The sequence below is a fragment of the Pseudomonas sp. G5001 genome (genome assembly GCF_013385475.1).
GTDB lineage: Bacteria > Pseudomonadota > Gammaproteobacteria > Pseudomonadales > Pseudomonadaceae > Aquipseudomonas.
Genome location: NZ_JACAPZ010000036.1, coordinates 70,710 through 86,471 on the forward strand (window position 1 = coordinate 70,710; position 15,762 = coordinate 86,471).

The following is a 15,762-nucleotide window of genomic DNA, read 5'->3' on the forward strand; positions in this document are numbered from 1 at the left end:
TATGCCTAGTGCTGCTCGGCAAGACACTCGCGCAATGCGTCATGCCACTGCGGTTGCGAGACATGCCATTGCTGTTGCAGGCGGCTGCAATCGAGGCGCGAGTTCAGCGGGCGCCTGGCCGGCGTTGGATAGGCGCTGGAGGGAATCGCTTCCAGCTCGGCGCAGGCACGACCGTTGGCCCGTAGTTGCTCGCCGATGGCCTGGGCAAAGCCGAACCACGAGGTCTCGCCCTGGGCCGTCAGGTGGTAGACACCCCAATCCCCGGCCTGGCCCGCCTGCCAGCGCTCGATCAGTGTACGGGTGCTGTTGGCGATGGTCCCGGCCCAGGTCGGCGCGCCGATCTGGTCGGCGACGATGCGCATCTGCGGTTTTTCCTGCAGCAGGCGTTGCATGGTCAGCAGGAAGTTCTTGCCGTGGGTCGAGTAGACCCAGCTGGTGCGCAGGATCAAGTGTTCACCACCGACGGCCGCGATCGCCTGTTCGCCCGCCAGCTTGCTTGCGCCATAGACGCCCAGCGGGTTGGTTGCGTCGTCCTCGTTGTAGGGCGCGGCCTTGCTGCCGTCGAACACGTAGTCGGTGGAATAGTGAATCAGCGGAATGCCCAGTGCCTTGGCTTCCTCGGCAAAAATCCCGGGCGCGGTGGCGTTGATGGCGAAGGCCACGTCCGGCTCGCTCTCGGCTTGATCGACGGCCGTATGGGCGGCTGCGTTGATGATCAGGCCCGGGCGATGGGCGCGTACTTGGTCGCGGACCTGCTCGGGATGCGCCAGGTCCAGTTGATCGCGGCCCAGCACGATCAACTCGCCCAGGCCCCGGAGGCGCTGTTGCAACTCCCGGGAGACTTGGCCATGTTGGCCGCTGATAAGGATTTTCATGGGAACAGGTCGGCCTCTTGCAGGCTTTTCCCGGCCTGGTCCTTGGCAGACAGTTGCGGCGTCTCCGTCAGTTCCCAGTCGATGGCCAGCGTCGGGTCGTTCCAGAGGATGCAACGCTCGGCGCTCGGCTGGTAGTAATCGGTGGTCTTGTAGAGGAACTCGGCGTAGTCGCTCAGCACCACAAAGCCGTGGGCGAAACCTTCCGGTACCCACAACTGGCGATGGTTATCGGCGCTAAGCCGCACGCCCACCCATTGCCCGAAGTTGGGCGAGCTGCGGCGGATGTCGACGGCCACATCCAGCACTTCGCCGGCGATGACGCGCACCAGTTTGCCCTGGGTATGTTCGAGCTGGTAATGCAGGCCGCGCAGCACGCCTTTTTGCGAGCGCGAGTGGTTGTCCTGCACGAAATCACGCTTGAGCCCGGTGGCCTCTTCGAAGGCGCGGGCGTTGAAGCTTTCGTAGAAAAAGCCGCGCTCGTCACCGAACACTTTCGGTTCGATGATCAATACGCCCGGCAACGCCGTGTCGGTGACCTTCATTTTTGCTCCCCGGCCAGTGAATACAGGTATTGGCCGTAGCCGGTCTTGCCGAAGTACTTGGCCCGCTCCAGCAAGTGGTCACGGTCGATCCAGCCGTTCTCGTAGGCGATTTCTTCCAGGCACGCCACTTTCAAACCCTGGCGGTGCTCGATGGTCTGCACATACGTCGAGGCCTCCAGCAGGCTGTCGTGGGTGCCGGTGTCGAGCCAGGCGAAACCACGGCCGAAGCGCTCCACGTGCAGGTCGCCACGCTTGAGGTAGGCGTTGTTGACGTCGGTGATTTCCAATTCGCCGCGCGGCGATGGCTTGACCGCCTTGGCGATCCTGATCACGTCGTTGTCGTAGAAATACAGGCCGGTCACCGCGTAGCTCGACTTTGGCTTGGCTGGTTTTTCCTCGATGGACAGCGCGCGGCCCTGGCTGTCGAAGTCGATCACGCCGAAACGCTCCGGGTCCTTGACCCAGTAACCGAATACCGTGGCGCCAGATGGGCGTTCGGCAGCAGTGCGCAGTTGTTCGCCGAAGTGCTGGCCGTGGAAGATGTTGTCGCCCAGGATCAGGCATACCGGGTCATCGCCGATAAACTCTTCGCCAATCAAGAACGCCTGGGCCAGGCCGTCAGGGGACGGCTGCTCCGCATAAGTGAACCGCACGCCAAACTGGCTGCCATCGCCCAACAGGTTGCGGTATTGCGGCAGGTCTACCGGGGTGGAGATCACCAGGATTTCCTTGATCCCGGCCAGCATCAGCACCGAGATCGGGTAGTAGATCATCGGCTTGTCATACACCGGCAACAGTTGCTTGGAAACGCCCAGGGTAATGGGGTGCAAACGCGTGCCGGAGCCACCGGCCAGTACGATTCCCTTCATCATGCGATCAGATCCTTAAAGTCGGTGTTGCCCAGTCGTTCGCCTTGATAACTGCCGTCCTGGACCCTGCGGCACCATTCCAGGTTATCGAGGTACCACTGCACGGTTTTGCGCAGGCCGGTTTCAAAGGTTTCCTGCGGAACCCAGCCCAGCTCGCGTTCGATCTTGCTGGCGTCGATCGCATAGCGCTGGTCGTGGCCCGGGCGATCCTTGACGAAAGTGATCAGGTCAGTGAATTTCTCCACGCCCGCCGGGCGTTGTGGTGCCAGTTCTTCCAGCAGGCCGCAGATGCTGCGCACTACGTCGATATTCTTCTGCTCGTTATGGCCGCCGATGTTGTAGGTCTCGCCTACCACACCTTCAGTCACCACTTTGAACAGCGCGCGGGCGTGGTCTTCGACGAACAGCCAGTCGCGCACTTGCAGGCCGTCGCCGTACACCGGCAATGGTTTACCTGCGAGGGCGTTGAGGATCACCAGCGGAATCAGCTTCTCGGGAAAGTGGAACGGCCCGTAGTTGTTCGAGCAATTGGTCAACAGCACCGGCAGGCCGTAAGTGCGCTGCCAGGCGCGTACCAGGTGATCGGACGCGGCCTTGCTGGCCGAGTACGGCGAGCTTGGGGCGTAGGGCGTGATTTCGGTGAACAGGTCATCGACGCCGTGCAGGTCGCCATACACTTCATCGGTGGAGATGTGGTGGAAGCGGAAGGCACTCTTGGCCGGTTCTTCCAGCTTCTGCCAATAACCGCGTGCGGCCTCCAGCAGGCTGTAGGTACCGACGATATTGGTCTGGATAAAATCCGACGGGCCGTCGATGGAACGGTCCACATGAGACTCGGCCGCCAGGTGCATGATCGCGTGGGGCTCAAAGCGCGCCAGTACGGCGCTGACGGTGGCCTGATCGATGATATCGGCCTGGACGAACTCGTAGCGGCTGTTGCTCGCGATGCTGGCCAGCGACTCAAGATTGCCGGCGTAGGTCAATTTGTCCAGGTTGAGCACTTCGTGCCCGGTGTGTTGAATCAAGTGCCGGATCAGAGCGGAGCCGATGAATCCGGCGCCGCCGGTGATGAGAATGCGCATGTCGGAGGCCCTTTTCCTTAGACAGACATTAAGCGAATGGAGCATAGCTTGAGTTGTGGAGCCAGGTGGTGCAAGGGGCCACAGTCAGATTGACGGCACTGCGCGGGACTGGGGGTTGCGTAACCCCCGTCAACAATGGCGATATAAGCGCCTGATAAAAAAGCCAGGGGTCTTCACATGTTGCTCGCCACGTTGATTCATCGCGCCAGCCTGCCATGCCCGCAAGTCGGGCCTGTGCCTGCTACGCAGCTACTTGAGCAGCATTACGGCCTGGGTGGGGCGTTGCAGTCCCTCGGCAGCCAGCAAGACCTCAACTACCGTATCGACAGCGAGCGTGGCCGCTTTGTGCTGAAAATCTGCCGGGGCGACTACGCCGCCGTCGAGTTGCAGGCCCAGCACGCAGCCCTCAAGCATCTGCAGGAACATTCGGATGTACGGGTGCCCAAGGTGATCTCGTCGCTTGCTGGCGAAGAACTGCTGACCGAGACCGTCGCCGGGCAAACCGTGCACCTGCGGTTGCTGGACTACATCGACGGCCAGCCGCTGACCCATCTGCCCCATCTGGGGCGCGAGGTGATCGCAGGCTTCGGCGAACTCTGCGGGCGGATGAGCCAGGCGCTGGCCGACTTCGAGCATCCGGGCCTGGAACGTACCCTGCAATGGGACCCACGCCATGCCCTTGAGCTGATCACTCATTTGCTGTCGACCCTCGAAAACCTCCCGCACCGGGCCGGGCTGGAGCGCGTGGTGGAGCAGGTCGGGCAGCGTCTGCGGCCGTTGGCCGACCGCCTGCCCTGGCAAGCCGTGCACATGGACATCACCGATGACAACGTGGTCTGGCAGCGCGATGCCCAGCGGCATTGGCAGATTGAGGGGGTGATTGATTTTGGCGACCTGGTGCGCACCTGGCGCATTGCCGACCTGTCTGTGACCTGCGCGGCGTTGCTGCATCATGCCGAGGGTGATCCGTTCGCGATCCTGCCGGCGATCCAGGCGTGCCACCGGATCACGCCGTTGCAGCGCGAAGAGTTGCAGGTGCTATGGCCGCTGATCGTCGCGCGGGCCGCGGTGTTGGTGCTGAGCAGTGAACAGCAGCAACGCCTGGACCCGGATAACGCGTACCTGTTGAAGAATGCCGAGCATGAGTGGGAAATTTTCCACGTAGCCACCTCGGTGCCCTTTGAATTGATGGAGGCGGCGATCCTGAACTGCGTCGGTGCCGAATTGCCGCCGATTGTCGGTGAAGGCTTCGCGCCTTTGTTGCCGGGGCTCGTTGGGCGTGAATTCGCGTTGATCGATCTGGGCGTGCTCAGCCCGCATTTCGAGGCCGGTAACTGGGAGCAGGAGGGCATTGATCGCCGATTGCTGGAACAAGCGGCCGTGGTCCATGGCCTGGCAGCCAGTCGTTATGGTCAATACCGTCTGTCCCGCACCCAACCCGACAGTGCCGTCGAGCCCGACACCTTCGCGCTTCACGTAGAACTGCACATGCCCTTGGGCGCCACGGTGGAAGCACCGTTCGCCGGCACCTTGCGCCATGGCGCCGACGGCCTGCTGAGCCTGCATAGCGCCCAGTTGAGTGTTCGGTTGTGGGGCGTGAACGCCTTGTTGAAGCACGGCGCCGCAGTGGTAAAAGGCCAGGTAATCGGCGACGTGGTCGCGCCGCTGACAGTACAACTGTGCCGCGCCGAGCTTGAGCCGCCGCTGTTCTGCTCGCCTTCCCGGGCGGCGGCATGGCAAACGCTCTGCCCATCCCCGGCTACCTTGCTGGGGCTGGCCTGCGACGCCGAGCCGGAGCTGGACCCCGAAGCCCTGCTGGCGCGTCGGGACGCCAGTTTCGCCCGCTCGCAGAAGCACTATTACGTCGACCCGCCGCGCATCGAGCGCGGCTGGCGCAACCATTTGATCGACATGCAGGGCCGTTCCTACCTCGACATGCTCAACAACGTCGCCGTCCTCGGCCACGGTCACCCGCGCATGGCCGAGGTGGCGGCGCGGCAATGGTCGCTGCTCAACACCAACTCGCGCTTCCACTATGCGGCGATTGCCGAATTCTCCGAGCGTTTGCTGGCGCTGGCGCCGGACTCCATGGACCGGGTGTTTCTGGTCAACAGCGGCACCGAGGCCAACGACCTGGCGATTCGCCTGGCCTGGGCCTACAGCGGTGGGCGCGACATGCTCAGCGTGCTGGAGGCGTACCACGGCTGGTCGGTGGCGGCGGATGCGGTGTCGACCTCGATTGCCGACAACCCCCAAGCCTTGAGCAGCCGCCCGGACTGGGTGCACCCGGTGACCGCGCCGAATACCTATCGCGGCGAGTTTCGCGGGCAGGACAGCGCCCCCGACTACGTACGCAGCGTGGAACACAACCTGGCGAAAATCGCCGCGCAGAATCGCCAGCTGGCGGGTTTCATTTGCGAGCCGGTGTACGGCAATGCTGGCGGGATTTCTTTGCCGCCGGGATATTTGCAGCAGGTGTACGCGCTGGTTCGTGAGCAGGGCGGCGTGTGCATCGCCGACGAAGTGCAGGTGGGCTACGGCCGCATGGGGCATTTCTTCTGGGGCTTTGAAGAGCAGGGCGTGGTGCCGGACATCATCACCATGGCCAAGGGCATGGGCAATGGCCAGCCGTTGGGCGCGGTGATCACCCGCCGGGAAATCGCCGAGGCGCTGGAGGCCGAGGGTTACTTCTTCTCCTCATCGGGAGGCAGCCCGGTGAGTTGCCGGATCGGCATGGCGGTGCTGGATGTGATGGAGGAAGAAAAGCTGTGGGAAAACGCCCAGGAGGTAGGCGGACACTTCAAGGCGCGGTTGGAGGCGCTGGTCGGGCAGTATCCATTGGTGGGCGCTGTGCATGGTTCCGGGTTTTACCTGGGGCTGGAATTGGTCCGCGATCGACAGACCCTGGAACCGGCCACCGAAGAGACTGCGCTGCTGTGTGACCGGCTGCGGGAACTGGGGATCTTCATGCAGCCCACCGGCGACTACCTGAACATCCTCAAGATCAAGCCGCCGATGGTCACCTCACGGCACAGTGTGGATTTCTTCGTCGACATGCTGGCGAAGGTTCTGGAGGAAGGCTTGTAACAATAAACTCGATTGTTATCGGTAAAATTTGATCATTTTTCGATGAGTGGATATTTATTAGCTTCAAAAGCCGATTTTTATCCGCTATAAAGGCGTCCACTTGCCCGCCGCCGAGGAGATGATTCATGAGCCGTATCGTTACCGTTGCCGCGACCCAGATGGCTTGTTCCTGGGACCTTGATGCCAATCTCGAAACCGCTGAAAGGCTGGTGCGTGAGGCCGCCGCCAAGGGCGCGCAGATCATCCTGATCCAGGAACTGTTCGAGGCCCCGTACTTCTGCCAGAAGCCGAACCCGGACTACCTGCAACTGGCGACCACGGTTGAAGATAACGTCGCGATCAAGCACTTCCAGAAGGTCGCCCGGGAACTGCAGGTGGTGTTGCCCATCAGTTTCTATGAACTGGCCGGCCGCGCGCGTTTCAACAGCATTGCGATCATCGACGCTGACGGCTCCAACCTCGGGATTTATCGGAAAAGCCACATCCCGGACGGCCCGGGCTACCATGAAAAGTATTACTTCAACCCCGGCGACACCGGCTTCAAGGTGTGGAACACCCGCTATGCGAAGATCGGCGTGGGCATCTGCTGGGACCAGTGGTTCCCGGAAGCCGCCCGCAGCATGGCGCTGCAAGGCGCGCAAATCCTGTTCTACCCGACCGCCATCGGCAGCGAGCCCCACGACAAGACAATTTCGTCCCGTGACCACTGGCAGCGGGTACAGCAAGGCCATGCCGGCGCCAACCTGATGCCGCTGATCGCCAGCAACCGCATCGGTAACGAGGAGCAAGACGGCTACGACATCACCTTCTACGGCTCGTCCTTCATTGCCAATCAGTTCGGCGAGAAAGTAGAAGAACTCAACGAAACCGAAGAAGGCATCCTGGTGCACCGCTTCGATCTCGATGAACTTGAACACATTCGCAGCGCCTGGGGTTCGTTCCGCGACCGCCGTCCGAACCTGTATGGTGCGCTTAAAACCCTCGACGGTTCCCTGGAGTCCTGAATCGCCATGACCACTTTGCACAGCACCCCCCGCGCCGACGGCTTCTACATGCCTGCCGAATGGGCGCCACAGACCCAGACCTGGATGATCTGGCCCGAGCGCCCGGACAACTGGCGCCTGGGCGGCAAGCCGGCGCAGGCCGCCCATGTGGCGGTGGCCAAGGCCATTGCACGTTTTGAACCGGTGACCGTGGCGGTCTCGGCCGGCCAGTACGAAAACGCCCGGGCGCGCCTGGACGTGCCGAATATTCGCCTGGTGGAAATGTCCAGCGACGACGCCTGGGTCCGCGATACCGGGCCGACCTTCGTGATCAACAACAGCGGTGAAGTGCGCGGTGTGAACTGGGACTTCAACGCCTGGGGCGGTTTTGATGGTGGCTTGTACTCGCCGTGGAACCGCGACTCCCAGGTGGGCGGCAAGATCCTCGAGATCGAGCGCAGCCCGCGTTATCGCACCGAAGGGTTTGTGCTGGAAGGCGGTTCGATCCACGTCGACGGCGAAGGCACCCTGATCACCACTGAAGAATGCCTGCTTAACCGCAACCGCAACCCGCACCTGCAGCGTGAGGAAATCGAAGCGGTGCTCAGCGCCAACCTGGCGGTGGATAAGATCATCTGGTTGCCGGATGGCCTGTTCAACGACGAAACCGACGGGCATGTGGATAACTTCTGCTGCTACGTACGCCCGGGCGAAGTGTTGCTGGCCTGGACCGACGACCCGCAAGACCCGAACTATGCGCGCTGCCATGCCGCCATGGACGTACTGCAAAGCAGCACCGACGCCCAGGGCCGCTCGTTCACAGTGCATAAAATGCCGATCCCGGGGCCGCTGTACGCCACCGAGGAAGAATGCGCAGGCGTGGACCCGGTAGACGGCACCCAGGAGCGCAATCCCACCGTGCGGTTGGCCGGTTCCTACGTCAACTTCCTGATCGTCAACGGGGGCATCATCGCGCCGAGCTTCGACGACCCGCTGGACAGCCGCGCCAAGGAGATTCTGCAGAGCCTGTTCCCGCAGCATGAAGTGGTGATGGTGCCTGGCCGCGAACTGTTACTGGGGGGTGGCAACATCCACTGTCTGACCCAGCAACAGCCGGCCCCGCACAAAAACTGAGTGCACTTGTAACAGCCTGGTGCCGGGTTTAACGGCAATCGAGTGCGCCATGTTTTGCGCGCTTACAGCAAGCCCGCGGCCCGTCAGGTTCGCGGGCTTTTTTGTGTGCAAGTGCCGACAAACCGGGCACATTGGCATAGCTCTTGTATCGCTGTTGCGACACACAGCACGGTGTATGACTAAGCGGTTCTGTCATAAACCTTGAGTAAGTTAGCCGCTCATGCCGTCGGAGAGAGCGCTGAAATGAATGCCGATATCAACCTGATGTACACGCGCACGTTCCACCCTTTGCGGGTGAACGGTGACGCGATCCACGCGCTGGCGCTCTGGTTGAAGGCAAACGGTTCGCGGCAGATCAGGACGCCCGACCCGCGCCGGGTGATGAGCGAACGGTACCCGGCGGGGCTGTTCAGCGAGGACGAGGTGCAGGCGTTGTGTGAATTGATGCAAGGCTGACGGTTGTTTTCAATGTTGCACTGGACCTTGTGGTGAGGGAGCTTGCTCCCGCTGGGCTGCGCAGCAGCCCCAAAACAGATCATCGAGTTCTATCTGAAAAAACACAGTCGCCTATTTTGGGGGCGCTTCGCACCCCAGCGGGAGCAAGCTCCCTCGCCACGCAAGCCTGTTAGAAACTGTAGGTTCCGGTCACCACCAGACTGCGCGGGTCGCCGAACTGAATCTGCGCCGCACTCGTCGCTGACGCGTAGTATGTCTTGTCGCTGATATTGTTCAGCGCCGCCCGCACATCCCATTCCTTCTGCCGAAACCCGGCCAGTGCGTCCCAACGCCCATAACCCGGCAACGCCACCGTGTTGGCGTTATCCGCATAGCGCTCACCCACCAGCGTCAGCCCGGTTTCCGCGTACCAGCCCATCTCCGGTTTCCAGGTGACGAACAGGCTCGCGTTGCGCTTGGCCACGTCGCTGATGCGCTTGCCTTCAAACCCATTGTTGTCTTTCACCACCGTGGCGTCCTGCAGGCCGACGCCACCGCGCACGTACCAGTTGCCGACGACCTTGCCGGTAGCGGTCAACTCCACGCCACGGGAACGCTGCTCGCCGCTGAGCAGGGTGATGGTCGGGTCCAGCGGGTCGCGGGTGCGGCGGTTGTAGAGCTCCAGTTCATACACCGCCAGGGTGGTGCTCAGGCGGTCGTCGAGCCAGTCGCTCTTGACCCCGATTTCCTTCTGTTTGGTCAGCTCCGGGCTCAGGTCGTTGGCGTTGCCCGTGGCATTGGGCGTGATGCCGATCAGGCCGCCGCCGGTCGGCGAGAACGTCTTGCTCCACGAGGCATAGAACGAATGGTGTTCCAGCGGCGTCCAGACCAGGCCCACGCGCGGGCTGGTGCTGTGGCTCACGACCTGTTCCGAGGCGTTGGTCAGCTTGTTGGTGGACTCCACATCAAAGCGGTCATAGCGCAAGCCGGCGAGCAGTTGCCATTGATCGTTCAGGCGCAGTTGGTCCTGCACATACACGCCCTGGCTTTGCGCTTCGGTGTGACTGCTGCTGAATGCCGGCAGGCGACCGTAGTGGCGCAGGTCCGGGTTGGGGTTGTACACATCCACGCTCGGCACAGCGGCGAGCGGCGCTCGATAGAGTTTCGGGTCACGGCGCTGGTTGCCCAATTCCACTCCGGTGAGCAAGCGATGCTCCAGGCCGAAGGTGGTGAAGCCGCCTTCCAGTTCGACGTTGTTGAGGATGTTGCGCGTGGTCAAGTCCTGCTGCCAGCGTTGGCGCCCGACCTTGCCGGTTTTTGGGTCGTAGCTGACGGCGTAAGTGTTATCGAAGTCGCTGTCTAGGGTGAACACGCCCAACGTATGGCGCAGTTGCCAACTGTCGTTCAGCTCATAGGCAAGCCGCGAACGCAGGGATTGGGACGTGTCGTCGATGTAATCGCGCTTGTCACCATAAGTGGTGCCGCGGCTGACATCCGCCGGCCGCCCATTGACCCCGGGAATGCCCCGGTCCGGCGTGCGGTTGTAGCGGCTGTATTCGTACTGCACCAGCCAGTTCAGGTCGGGGCTCAGTTGCCAGCTCATGGACGGCGCAAACAGTTGGCGATTGCCGCTGACGCCGTCGCGGAAACTGTTGTTGTCCTGGTTGCCCATGTTCAGGCGCAGGCTGATGGTGTCGGTGGGGTCGGTGCTGAGGTCGGCGTACAGGCTGCGCAAATCATTGCTGCCGCCCTGGGCCTCGATGCTGGAGGCGCGACCGGCCTGGGGCAGCTTGCTCACACGGTTGACGATGCCGCCCTGGCCGCCGCGTCCGTACAACACGGCTGCCGGGCCCTTGAGTACTTCGATGCGTTCGATGTTGTGCAGGTCGCGCACGTATTGGCTGTCGTCGCGAACGCCGTCCAGGTAGAAGTCGTTGCTGGCGTCGAAGCCGCGGATGCGCAGGCTGTCGAACCGTGTGTCGGCGCCGCTGCTGACGTTGGGTATACCGCTCAAGGCCTGGCCCAGGTCATTGGTGCCGTAGGAACGCAGGTTGTCGGTTTTTACCGAGTCGATGGCCTGGGGCACATAACGCACGGGTGTGGCGGTGCGGGTGGCGGTGCTGGTCTCCTTGACGCGCGGGTCGTCCTCGTCAGCTTCGGCGCTCACGGAGGTTTCCGGCAGGACAGTGGCAGCGCAGGTAAATCCGGCAGACAGCAGGACAGAGAGCCCAAGGGTCATGGGCGTCAGGCGAAGGGCAGGCATCGGGGTGTGTATCCAAAAAGGTTGGCAGAATAAAAGCGCGTTAATGGTAATGCTTACTATTTGCGCAGGTTATCTATTCCTGGGCGGACCTTTCTGAAAAATGTTACGGCGTATGTTTTTCAAGGGTATTCGACCGATTCTCGAAACAGTCTGAAAGCCGATCCGGGGTTTTTCCCAATTGTGCGTAAGACTAATCTGCCGGTCATCAACATCCATCGGAGCCCGTCATGTCGGCAGCCACACTTCACTACATTTACGACCCGCTGTGCGGTTGGTGTTACGGCGCCGAGCCGCTGCTGAGCGCCGCCCGGAGCGTGTTACCGATCCAGTTGCATGGCGGCGGCATGATGACCGGCGCGAATCGCCAATCCGTATCGCCGCAGTTGCGTGACTACGTAATGCCCCACGACCGGCGCATCGCCGAGTACACCGGGCAACCGTTTGGCGAGGCGTATTTCGAAGGTTTGTTGCGGGACCACGGTGCGGTGTTCGATTCAGCCCCGCCGACCAGCGCCGTGCTGGCGGCAGAAAAAATTGCCGGTCGCGGGCTGGAATTATTGGCGCGTCTGCAAACGGCGCACTACGTCGAAGGTCGCCGAATTGCCGATAAGGACGTGCTGCTGACCCTGGCCGAATCCATCGGTTTGGATCCCCAAGCCTTCACCGCCGCTTTCAGTGAAATCCTTGGCGCAGCAACTCAAGCGCACATCAATGACAGCCGCCAATGGCTGGCAAAAGTCGGCGGCCAGGGCTTCCCCACGCTGGCCCTGGAGCAGAATGGGCAGCTGCAATTGCTCGATATCAGCCCCTGGTTGGGCAAGCCAGAAGCCTTCGTTGAGTGGCTGAGACAAAGAGTCGCAATTTCGATTCAACCCACCCAATCGAGTGCACCAATGTGTGGCCTGCAGGGGTGTGCAGATCCAGGAAGCGCTTGATAGAGCCTTGCGCAATGATGGCTATTTAATGTTTCTTAGACTTTTTTAGCCTAAATACAGAAGATTCACGAAATTGACACACAGTAAAGGGCGCGGATAGGATTCGCCCCAACGCCTGTGGCTAACCGCCATGACTTCCCCAATAAAAAAAGGCCCGCGGCATTTCACGTCGTCCGCGGGCCTTTTTTTATCTGGGAAAGTCGACACCAGAAAAGCAACACGGAGCCTGGTGTCACAGCGCGTACTCAACCAGTAATAAGGAATATAAGAAAATGTTGAAGCAACGGATGGGGCTGATCGCTCTGGGGATTTTGAGCGCTACGCAAGCAATGGCTGACGACCAATCCCAATCGAAGGGTTTTGTTGAAGACAGCCACCTGAACATCGCGGCACGCAACGCTTACATCAGCCGCGACTACAAAAACGGCAAGCAAGACAAAGCCGAATGGGGCCAGGGCTTCATCGGCAAGTTCGAATCCGGTTTCACCCAAGGCACCGTCGGTGTGGGTGTGGACGTGATCGGCCAATACGCCATTCGCCTGGATGGTGGTAAAGGTCGCAGCGGCGCTGGCGGTATCGACTTCTTCAAGCAAGGCGACAGCGGCGAAGCAGCCAACGACCTGGCCAAGGGCGGCGCTGCCGTCAAGGCACGCATCTCCAACACCGTGATCAAGTACGGTGATCAGATGCCAGCCGTGCCGGTCCTGGAATACGACAACTCCCGCCTGTTGTCTGAAACCTATACCGGTACCTCGATCGTCTCCAAGGAAATCGCCGGCCTGCAGCTGGACGCTGGTCACTTCACCAAGGAAGCTCGCAAGAGCGCCGAGGGTTCCGACAGTGGCGCGCTGAAAAGCATCGACTACATCGGCGGTAGCTACAAATTCACCGAAAGCCTGTCGGCAGCGCTCTACGCTTCCAACATGCAGGACGTGCTGAAGAAGCAATACGTCAACGTCAACTACGTGCTGGCCCTGCCAGAGAAGCAATCGTTGACCTTCGACTTCAACGGCTACAAGACCAAGCTCGACCGTAGCTTCGCCCTGGAAAACCAAGGCGACGCCGACGCTCGCGACAACAAAATCTGGAGCCTGGGCGCCACGTGGGCCGTTGGCCCGCACAGCTTCACCGTGGCTCACCAGCGCAGCACCGGTGACACCGGTTACCTGTACGGCGGCTACCGCAACGCTGGCGGCATCGGCGACGGTGGCAACACCATCCTGCTGGCCAACTCCTACTGGTCTGACTTCAACGGCAAGGACGAGCGCTCCTGGCAAGCAGGCTACGGCCTGGACTTCAGCGCCTTCGGCGTGCCTGGCCTGACCTACAACATCGCCTACGTGCGCGGCACCAACATTGACGACGGTTCCAACCGTGGCAGTGGCACCGAGCGTGAAATCTTCAACCAGTTCAAATACGTAGTACAGAGCGGCCCGGCCAAAGACCTGAGCCTGCGTGCCCGTGCGTCGTGGTTGCGCGTTTCCAACAACGCCAGCAACTACAACGTGGGTGGTAACGAGATCCGCCTGTTCGCCGACTACCCAATCAACGTTTTCTAATTGATTCGGCGTCGCGCCTGATTCAAGGCGATAAAAAACCCCGACTGGTTCGGGGTTTTTTTATGCCTGCGATCAGCGCTTGCTGGCGGCTGCGATGATCACATCTGCGACCTTTTGCGGCTGCGACAGCATCGGCACATGGCTGGTTTGCACCACGGTGGTGGTGGCATTGATTTTCTTCGCGTAGGCCTGCTCCAGGCCCGGGTCGATCATGCGGTCCTTGGCGGCGACGATGTAATAGTTGGGTTTGGTTTTCCAGGCGGCGACCGTGATTTTATCGTCGAACGCCTTGCCCAGAATCGGTCCCTGGGTCACGGCAATCAGGTTGGCCTGGTCGGCAGGCAAGTCCTGGGCGAAGTTTTTCGCCACGGACGCGGCGGGCAAATACAGGTAGCCGGAAGCGTCGGCACTGATGGTCTCGATACCCGGCGGGGTTGGGTAGCCTTTCTCGGACTCGGCAGAACTCTGGCCCTCGGACGGCGCGAACGCGGCCACATAAACCAGTGCCTTGACCTTGTCGCTGGTGCCGCCCTGAGTGATCACACTGCCGGCCCACGAATGGCCCACCAGAACCACCCGCCCACTCTGGGCATCAATCACCCGCTGGGCGGCGGCCACATCATCGGCCAGGGACGTCAGCGGGTTTTGCACCGCCACCACCTTCAAGCCTTTGGCCTGCAACAGCGGAATCACCTTGTTCCAGCTGGAGCCATCGGCAAAGGCGCCGTGTACCAGCACCACGGTGGTGTCCGACAGCGCCGGTGTGGCGGCATAGGCCTGGCCGGTGAGCATCGCGGCGGCCATCAGTGTAGGCAGCAACAGGGTTTTGAATGTGGATTTAAGCATGTGGGGCACGTCCGTAAGTGAGGGGTTATCGGCCAGCACTCAAGGCGTTTGCAGCCTGCCTTAAGCATGTAGGCAAGACGCGCGGGGAGGGGGGTTATTCCAGGGAGCAGTAAAAAAACGCAGCGCCGGACGTCTCGATTGATTACATAGCATCACTAATGAAGTACTCCGCCCCACCTTTATCCACCTCAGGCAACCTCTTAAATTGGCCTCACTGCCTGCCCACCATGTCGATGGGCAAGTCACTGGAGCCTTGTCATGCCATTTGTCAGCGTACGTATCACCCGCGACGGCGTTACCTCGGAGCAGAAAGCCCAGGTCATTGCCGAGATCACCGAAACCCTCGAACGCGTCCTCAACAAACGCCCCGACCTGACCCACATCGTCATCGAAGAAGTCGACACCGATAACTGGGGCTACGCCGGCATCACCACCACCCAGTACCGCAAACAGCTCGCGGAAAATCCGTCATGAGCACGCCCGTCACCATCGACTTCATCTCCGACGTGGTCTGCCCATGGTGCGCCCTGGGCGCCACTGCCCTGGAACAAGCCATCGACAACCTGGCGGGCGAAGTGAAGGTTGAACTGACCTTCAAACCCTTCGAACTCAACCCTGACATGCCGGCCGAAGGCGAAAACGCCGTTGCCCACATGATGCGCAAATACGGGCGCAGCGCTGAAGAAGTTGCCAGCGGCAAAAGGATGCTGATGGAGCGCGGCGCGGCCATCGGCTTCACCTTCGCCCTGGAAAAACGCAGCCACTTCTACAACACCTTCGACGCCCATCGGTTGCTGTTTTGGGCGTTGCAGCAAGGGCGCCAGCTTGAGCTGAAAAAGGCGCTGTTGCGCGGGTATTTCAGCGATGGCCAGAACGTCAGCGATCACGAAACCCTGGCGGGTCTGGCCGCCGAAGCCGGGCTGGATATTGAAGGCGCACGACGGGTGCTGGGCTCTACCGCCTACGCCAATGAAGTGCGCGAGCTGGAAGCGTTCTACCGCGAGCACGGCATCAACTCCGTACCGGCCATGGTCCTCAATGGCCGCCAGCTGGTCTCCGGGTCGCAATCAGTCAGTTACTACGAACAGATGCTGCGGGAAATGTCCGCCGCGGCTGCTTGAACCATCCCATTTTCCCTATAGAGGTTTCATC

General features: G+C 61.2%; 14 protein-coding genes. 8 read left to right on the forward strand and 6 right to left on the reverse strand.

The features are described 5' to 3' along the window. Positions 1–5: 5 nt before the first annotated feature. From rfbD to rfbB, 4 genes are read right to left on the reverse strand one after another with little or no spacing between them, the layout of a single operon-like run. Positions 6–875, reverse strand: coding sequence for a dTDP-4-dehydrorhamnose reductase (rfbD, locus tag HX805_RS26355; RefSeq protein ID WP_177117433.1), 870 nt, complete (start codon positions 873–875; stop codon positions 6–8). Next, positions 872–1,417, reverse strand: a complete 546-nt coding sequence (gene rfbC, locus HX805_RS26360) for a dTDP-4-dehydrorhamnose 3,5-epimerase (RefSeq protein ID WP_177021900.1) — start codon at positions 1,415–1,417, stop codon at positions 872–874. Before rfbC ends, rfbD begins: the two co-directional genes overlap by 4 nt. Further along, a complete protein-coding gene (gene rfbA, locus HX805_RS26365; protein ID WP_087692716.1) occupies positions 1,414–2,289 on the reverse strand; it encodes a glucose-1-phosphate thymidylyltransferase RfbA in 876 nt (291 codons plus the stop codon). Before rfbA ends, rfbC begins: the two co-directional genes overlap by 4 nt. Further along, positions 2,286–3,368 carry a dTDP-glucose 4,6-dehydratase gene (gene rfbB / locus HX805_RS26370; RefSeq protein WP_177117434.1) on the reverse strand — a complete coding sequence of 361 codons (1,083 nt, stop codon included), beginning with the start codon at positions 3,366–3,368 and terminating at the stop codon, positions 2,286–2,288. The genes rfbA and rfbB overlap by 4 nt, the downstream gene beginning before the upstream one ends. 177 nt (positions 3,369–3,545) lie before the next feature. On the opposite strand from rfbB, the gene HX805_RS26375 reads away from it, so the two are divergent. The 4 genes from HX805_RS26375 (at position 3,546) to HX805_RS26390 (ending at position 9,028) form a co-directional block, all read left to right on the forward strand. Beyond that, entirely contained in the window at positions 3,546–6,455 is a 2,910-nt protein-coding gene (locus tag HX805_RS26375; RefSeq protein ID WP_177117435.1) for an aminotransferase, read from the forward strand. A 125-nt stretch (positions 6,456–6,580) separates the two neighbouring features. Continuing rightward, positions 6,581–7,459, forward strand: coding sequence for an N-carbamoylputrescine amidase (gene aguB, locus HX805_RS26380; RefSeq protein WP_177036533.1), 879 nt, complete (start codon positions 6,581–6,583; stop codon positions 7,457–7,459). A gap of 6 nt (positions 7,460–7,465) precedes the next feature. Further along, the gene (gene aguA, locus HX805_RS26385; protein WP_102604451.1) at positions 7,466–8,572 is read left to right on the forward strand and encodes an agmatine deiminase; all 1,107 of its coding nucleotides are present in this window, start codon (positions 7,466–7,468) and stop codon (positions 8,570–8,572) included. A gap of 243 nt (positions 8,573–8,815) precedes the next feature. Then, positions 8,816–9,028, forward strand: a complete 213-nt coding sequence (locus tag HX805_RS26390) for a hypothetical protein (protein ID WP_003213240.1) — start codon at positions 8,816–8,818, stop codon at positions 9,026–9,028. A gap of 169 nt (positions 9,029–9,197) precedes the next feature. Here the strand turns inward: HX805_RS26390 and HX805_RS26395 are convergent, their stop codons facing one another. Next, positions 9,198–11,270 (reverse strand): TonB-dependent siderophore receptor, encoded by a 2,073-nt coding sequence (locus HX805_RS26395; protein WP_177117436.1) that lies wholly within the window; start codon positions 11,268–11,270, stop codon positions 9,198–9,200. A gap of 227 nt (positions 11,271–11,497) precedes the next feature. On the opposite strand from HX805_RS26395, the gene HX805_RS26400 reads away from it, so the two are divergent. Both HX805_RS26400 and HX805_RS26405 read left to right on the forward strand, forming a co-directional pair. After that, positions 11,498–12,205, forward strand: a complete 708-nt coding sequence (locus tag HX805_RS26400; RefSeq protein WP_008435732.1) for a DsbA family protein — start codon at positions 11,498–11,500, stop codon at positions 12,203–12,205. A gap of 272 nt (positions 12,206–12,477) precedes the next feature. Next, positions 12,478–13,764: an OprD family porin gene (locus HX805_RS26405; protein ID WP_003218115.1), complete on the forward strand. Its 1,287-nt coding sequence runs from the start codon at positions 12,478–12,480 to the stop codon at positions 13,762–13,764. 72 nt (positions 13,765–13,836) lie between these two features. On the opposite strand, the gene HX805_RS26410 is transcribed toward HX805_RS26405, so the two are convergent. Continuing rightward, positions 13,837–14,610: an alpha/beta fold hydrolase gene (locus tag HX805_RS26410; protein ID WP_177028481.1), complete on the reverse strand. Its 774-nt coding sequence runs from the start codon at positions 14,608–14,610 to the stop codon at positions 13,837–13,839. A gap of 258 nt (positions 14,611–14,868) precedes the next feature. On the opposite strand from HX805_RS26410, the gene HX805_RS26415 reads away from it, so the two are divergent. Next, the gene (locus HX805_RS26415; protein WP_003218111.1) at positions 14,869–15,084 is read left to right on the forward strand and encodes a 4-oxalocrotonate tautomerase family protein; all 216 of its coding nucleotides are present in this window, start codon (positions 14,869–14,871) and stop codon (positions 15,082–15,084) included. Beyond that, the gene (locus HX805_RS26420) at positions 15,081–15,731 is read left to right on the forward strand and encodes a DsbA family oxidoreductase (RefSeq protein ID WP_177117437.1); all 651 of its coding nucleotides are present in this window, start codon (positions 15,081–15,083) and stop codon (positions 15,729–15,731) included. The genes HX805_RS26415 and HX805_RS26420 overlap by 4 nt, the downstream gene beginning before the upstream one ends. Positions 15,732–15,762 lie beyond the last annotated feature (31 nt).

Excerpts from the sequence above, each read along its gene's own strand:
- aguA (WP_102604451.1), top strand. The coding sequence starts at position 7,466 with ATGACCACTTTGCACAGCACCCCCCGCGCCGACGGCTTCTACATGCCT.
- HX805_RS26405 (WP_003218115.1), top strand. The coding sequence starts at position 12,478 with ATGTTGAAGCAACGGATGGGGCTGATCGCTCTGGGGATTTTGAGCGCT.
- HX805_RS26420 (WP_177117437.1), top strand. The coding sequence starts at position 15,081 with ATGAGCACGCCCGTCACCATCGACTTCATCTCCGACGTGGTCTGCCCA.
- HX805_RS26400 (WP_008435732.1), top strand. The coding sequence starts at position 11,498 with ATGTCGGCAGCCACACTTCACTACATTTACGACCCGCTGTGCGGTTGG.
- HX805_RS26410 (WP_177028481.1), bottom strand. The coding sequence starts at position 14,610 with ATGCTTAAATCCACATTCAAAACCCTGTTGCTGCCTACACTGATGGCC.
- rfbA (WP_087692716.1), bottom strand. The coding sequence starts at position 2,289 with ATGATGAAGGGAATCGTACTGGCCGGTGGCTCCGGCACGCGTTTGCAC.
- HX805_RS26375 (WP_177117435.1), top strand. The coding sequence starts at position 3,546 with ATGTTGCTCGCCACGTTGATTCATCGCGCCAGCCTGCCATGCCCGCAA.
- HX805_RS26390 (WP_003213240.1), top strand. The coding sequence starts at position 8,816 with ATGAATGCCGATATCAACCTGATGTACACGCGCACGTTCCACCCTTTG.
- aguB (WP_177036533.1), top strand. The coding sequence starts at position 6,581 with ATGAGCCGTATCGTTACCGTTGCCGCGACCCAGATGGCTTGTTCCTGG.
- rfbD (WP_177117433.1), bottom strand. The coding sequence starts at position 875 with ATGAAAATCCTTATCAGCGGCCAACATGGCCAAGTCTCCCGGGAGTTG.
- HX805_RS26395 (WP_177117436.1), bottom strand. The coding sequence starts at position 11,270 with ATGCCTGCCCTTCGCCTGACGCCCATGACCCTTGGGCTCTCTGTCCTG.
- rfbB (WP_177117434.1), bottom strand. The coding sequence starts at position 3,368 with ATGCGCATTCTCATCACCGGCGGCGCCGGATTCATCGGCTCCGCTCTG.
- HX805_RS26415 (WP_003218111.1), top strand. The coding sequence starts at position 14,869 with ATGCCATTTGTCAGCGTACGTATCACCCGCGACGGCGTTACCTCGGAG.
- rfbC (WP_177021900.1), bottom strand. The coding sequence starts at position 1,417 with ATGAAGGTCACCGACACGGCGTTGCCGGGCGTATTGATCATCGAACCG.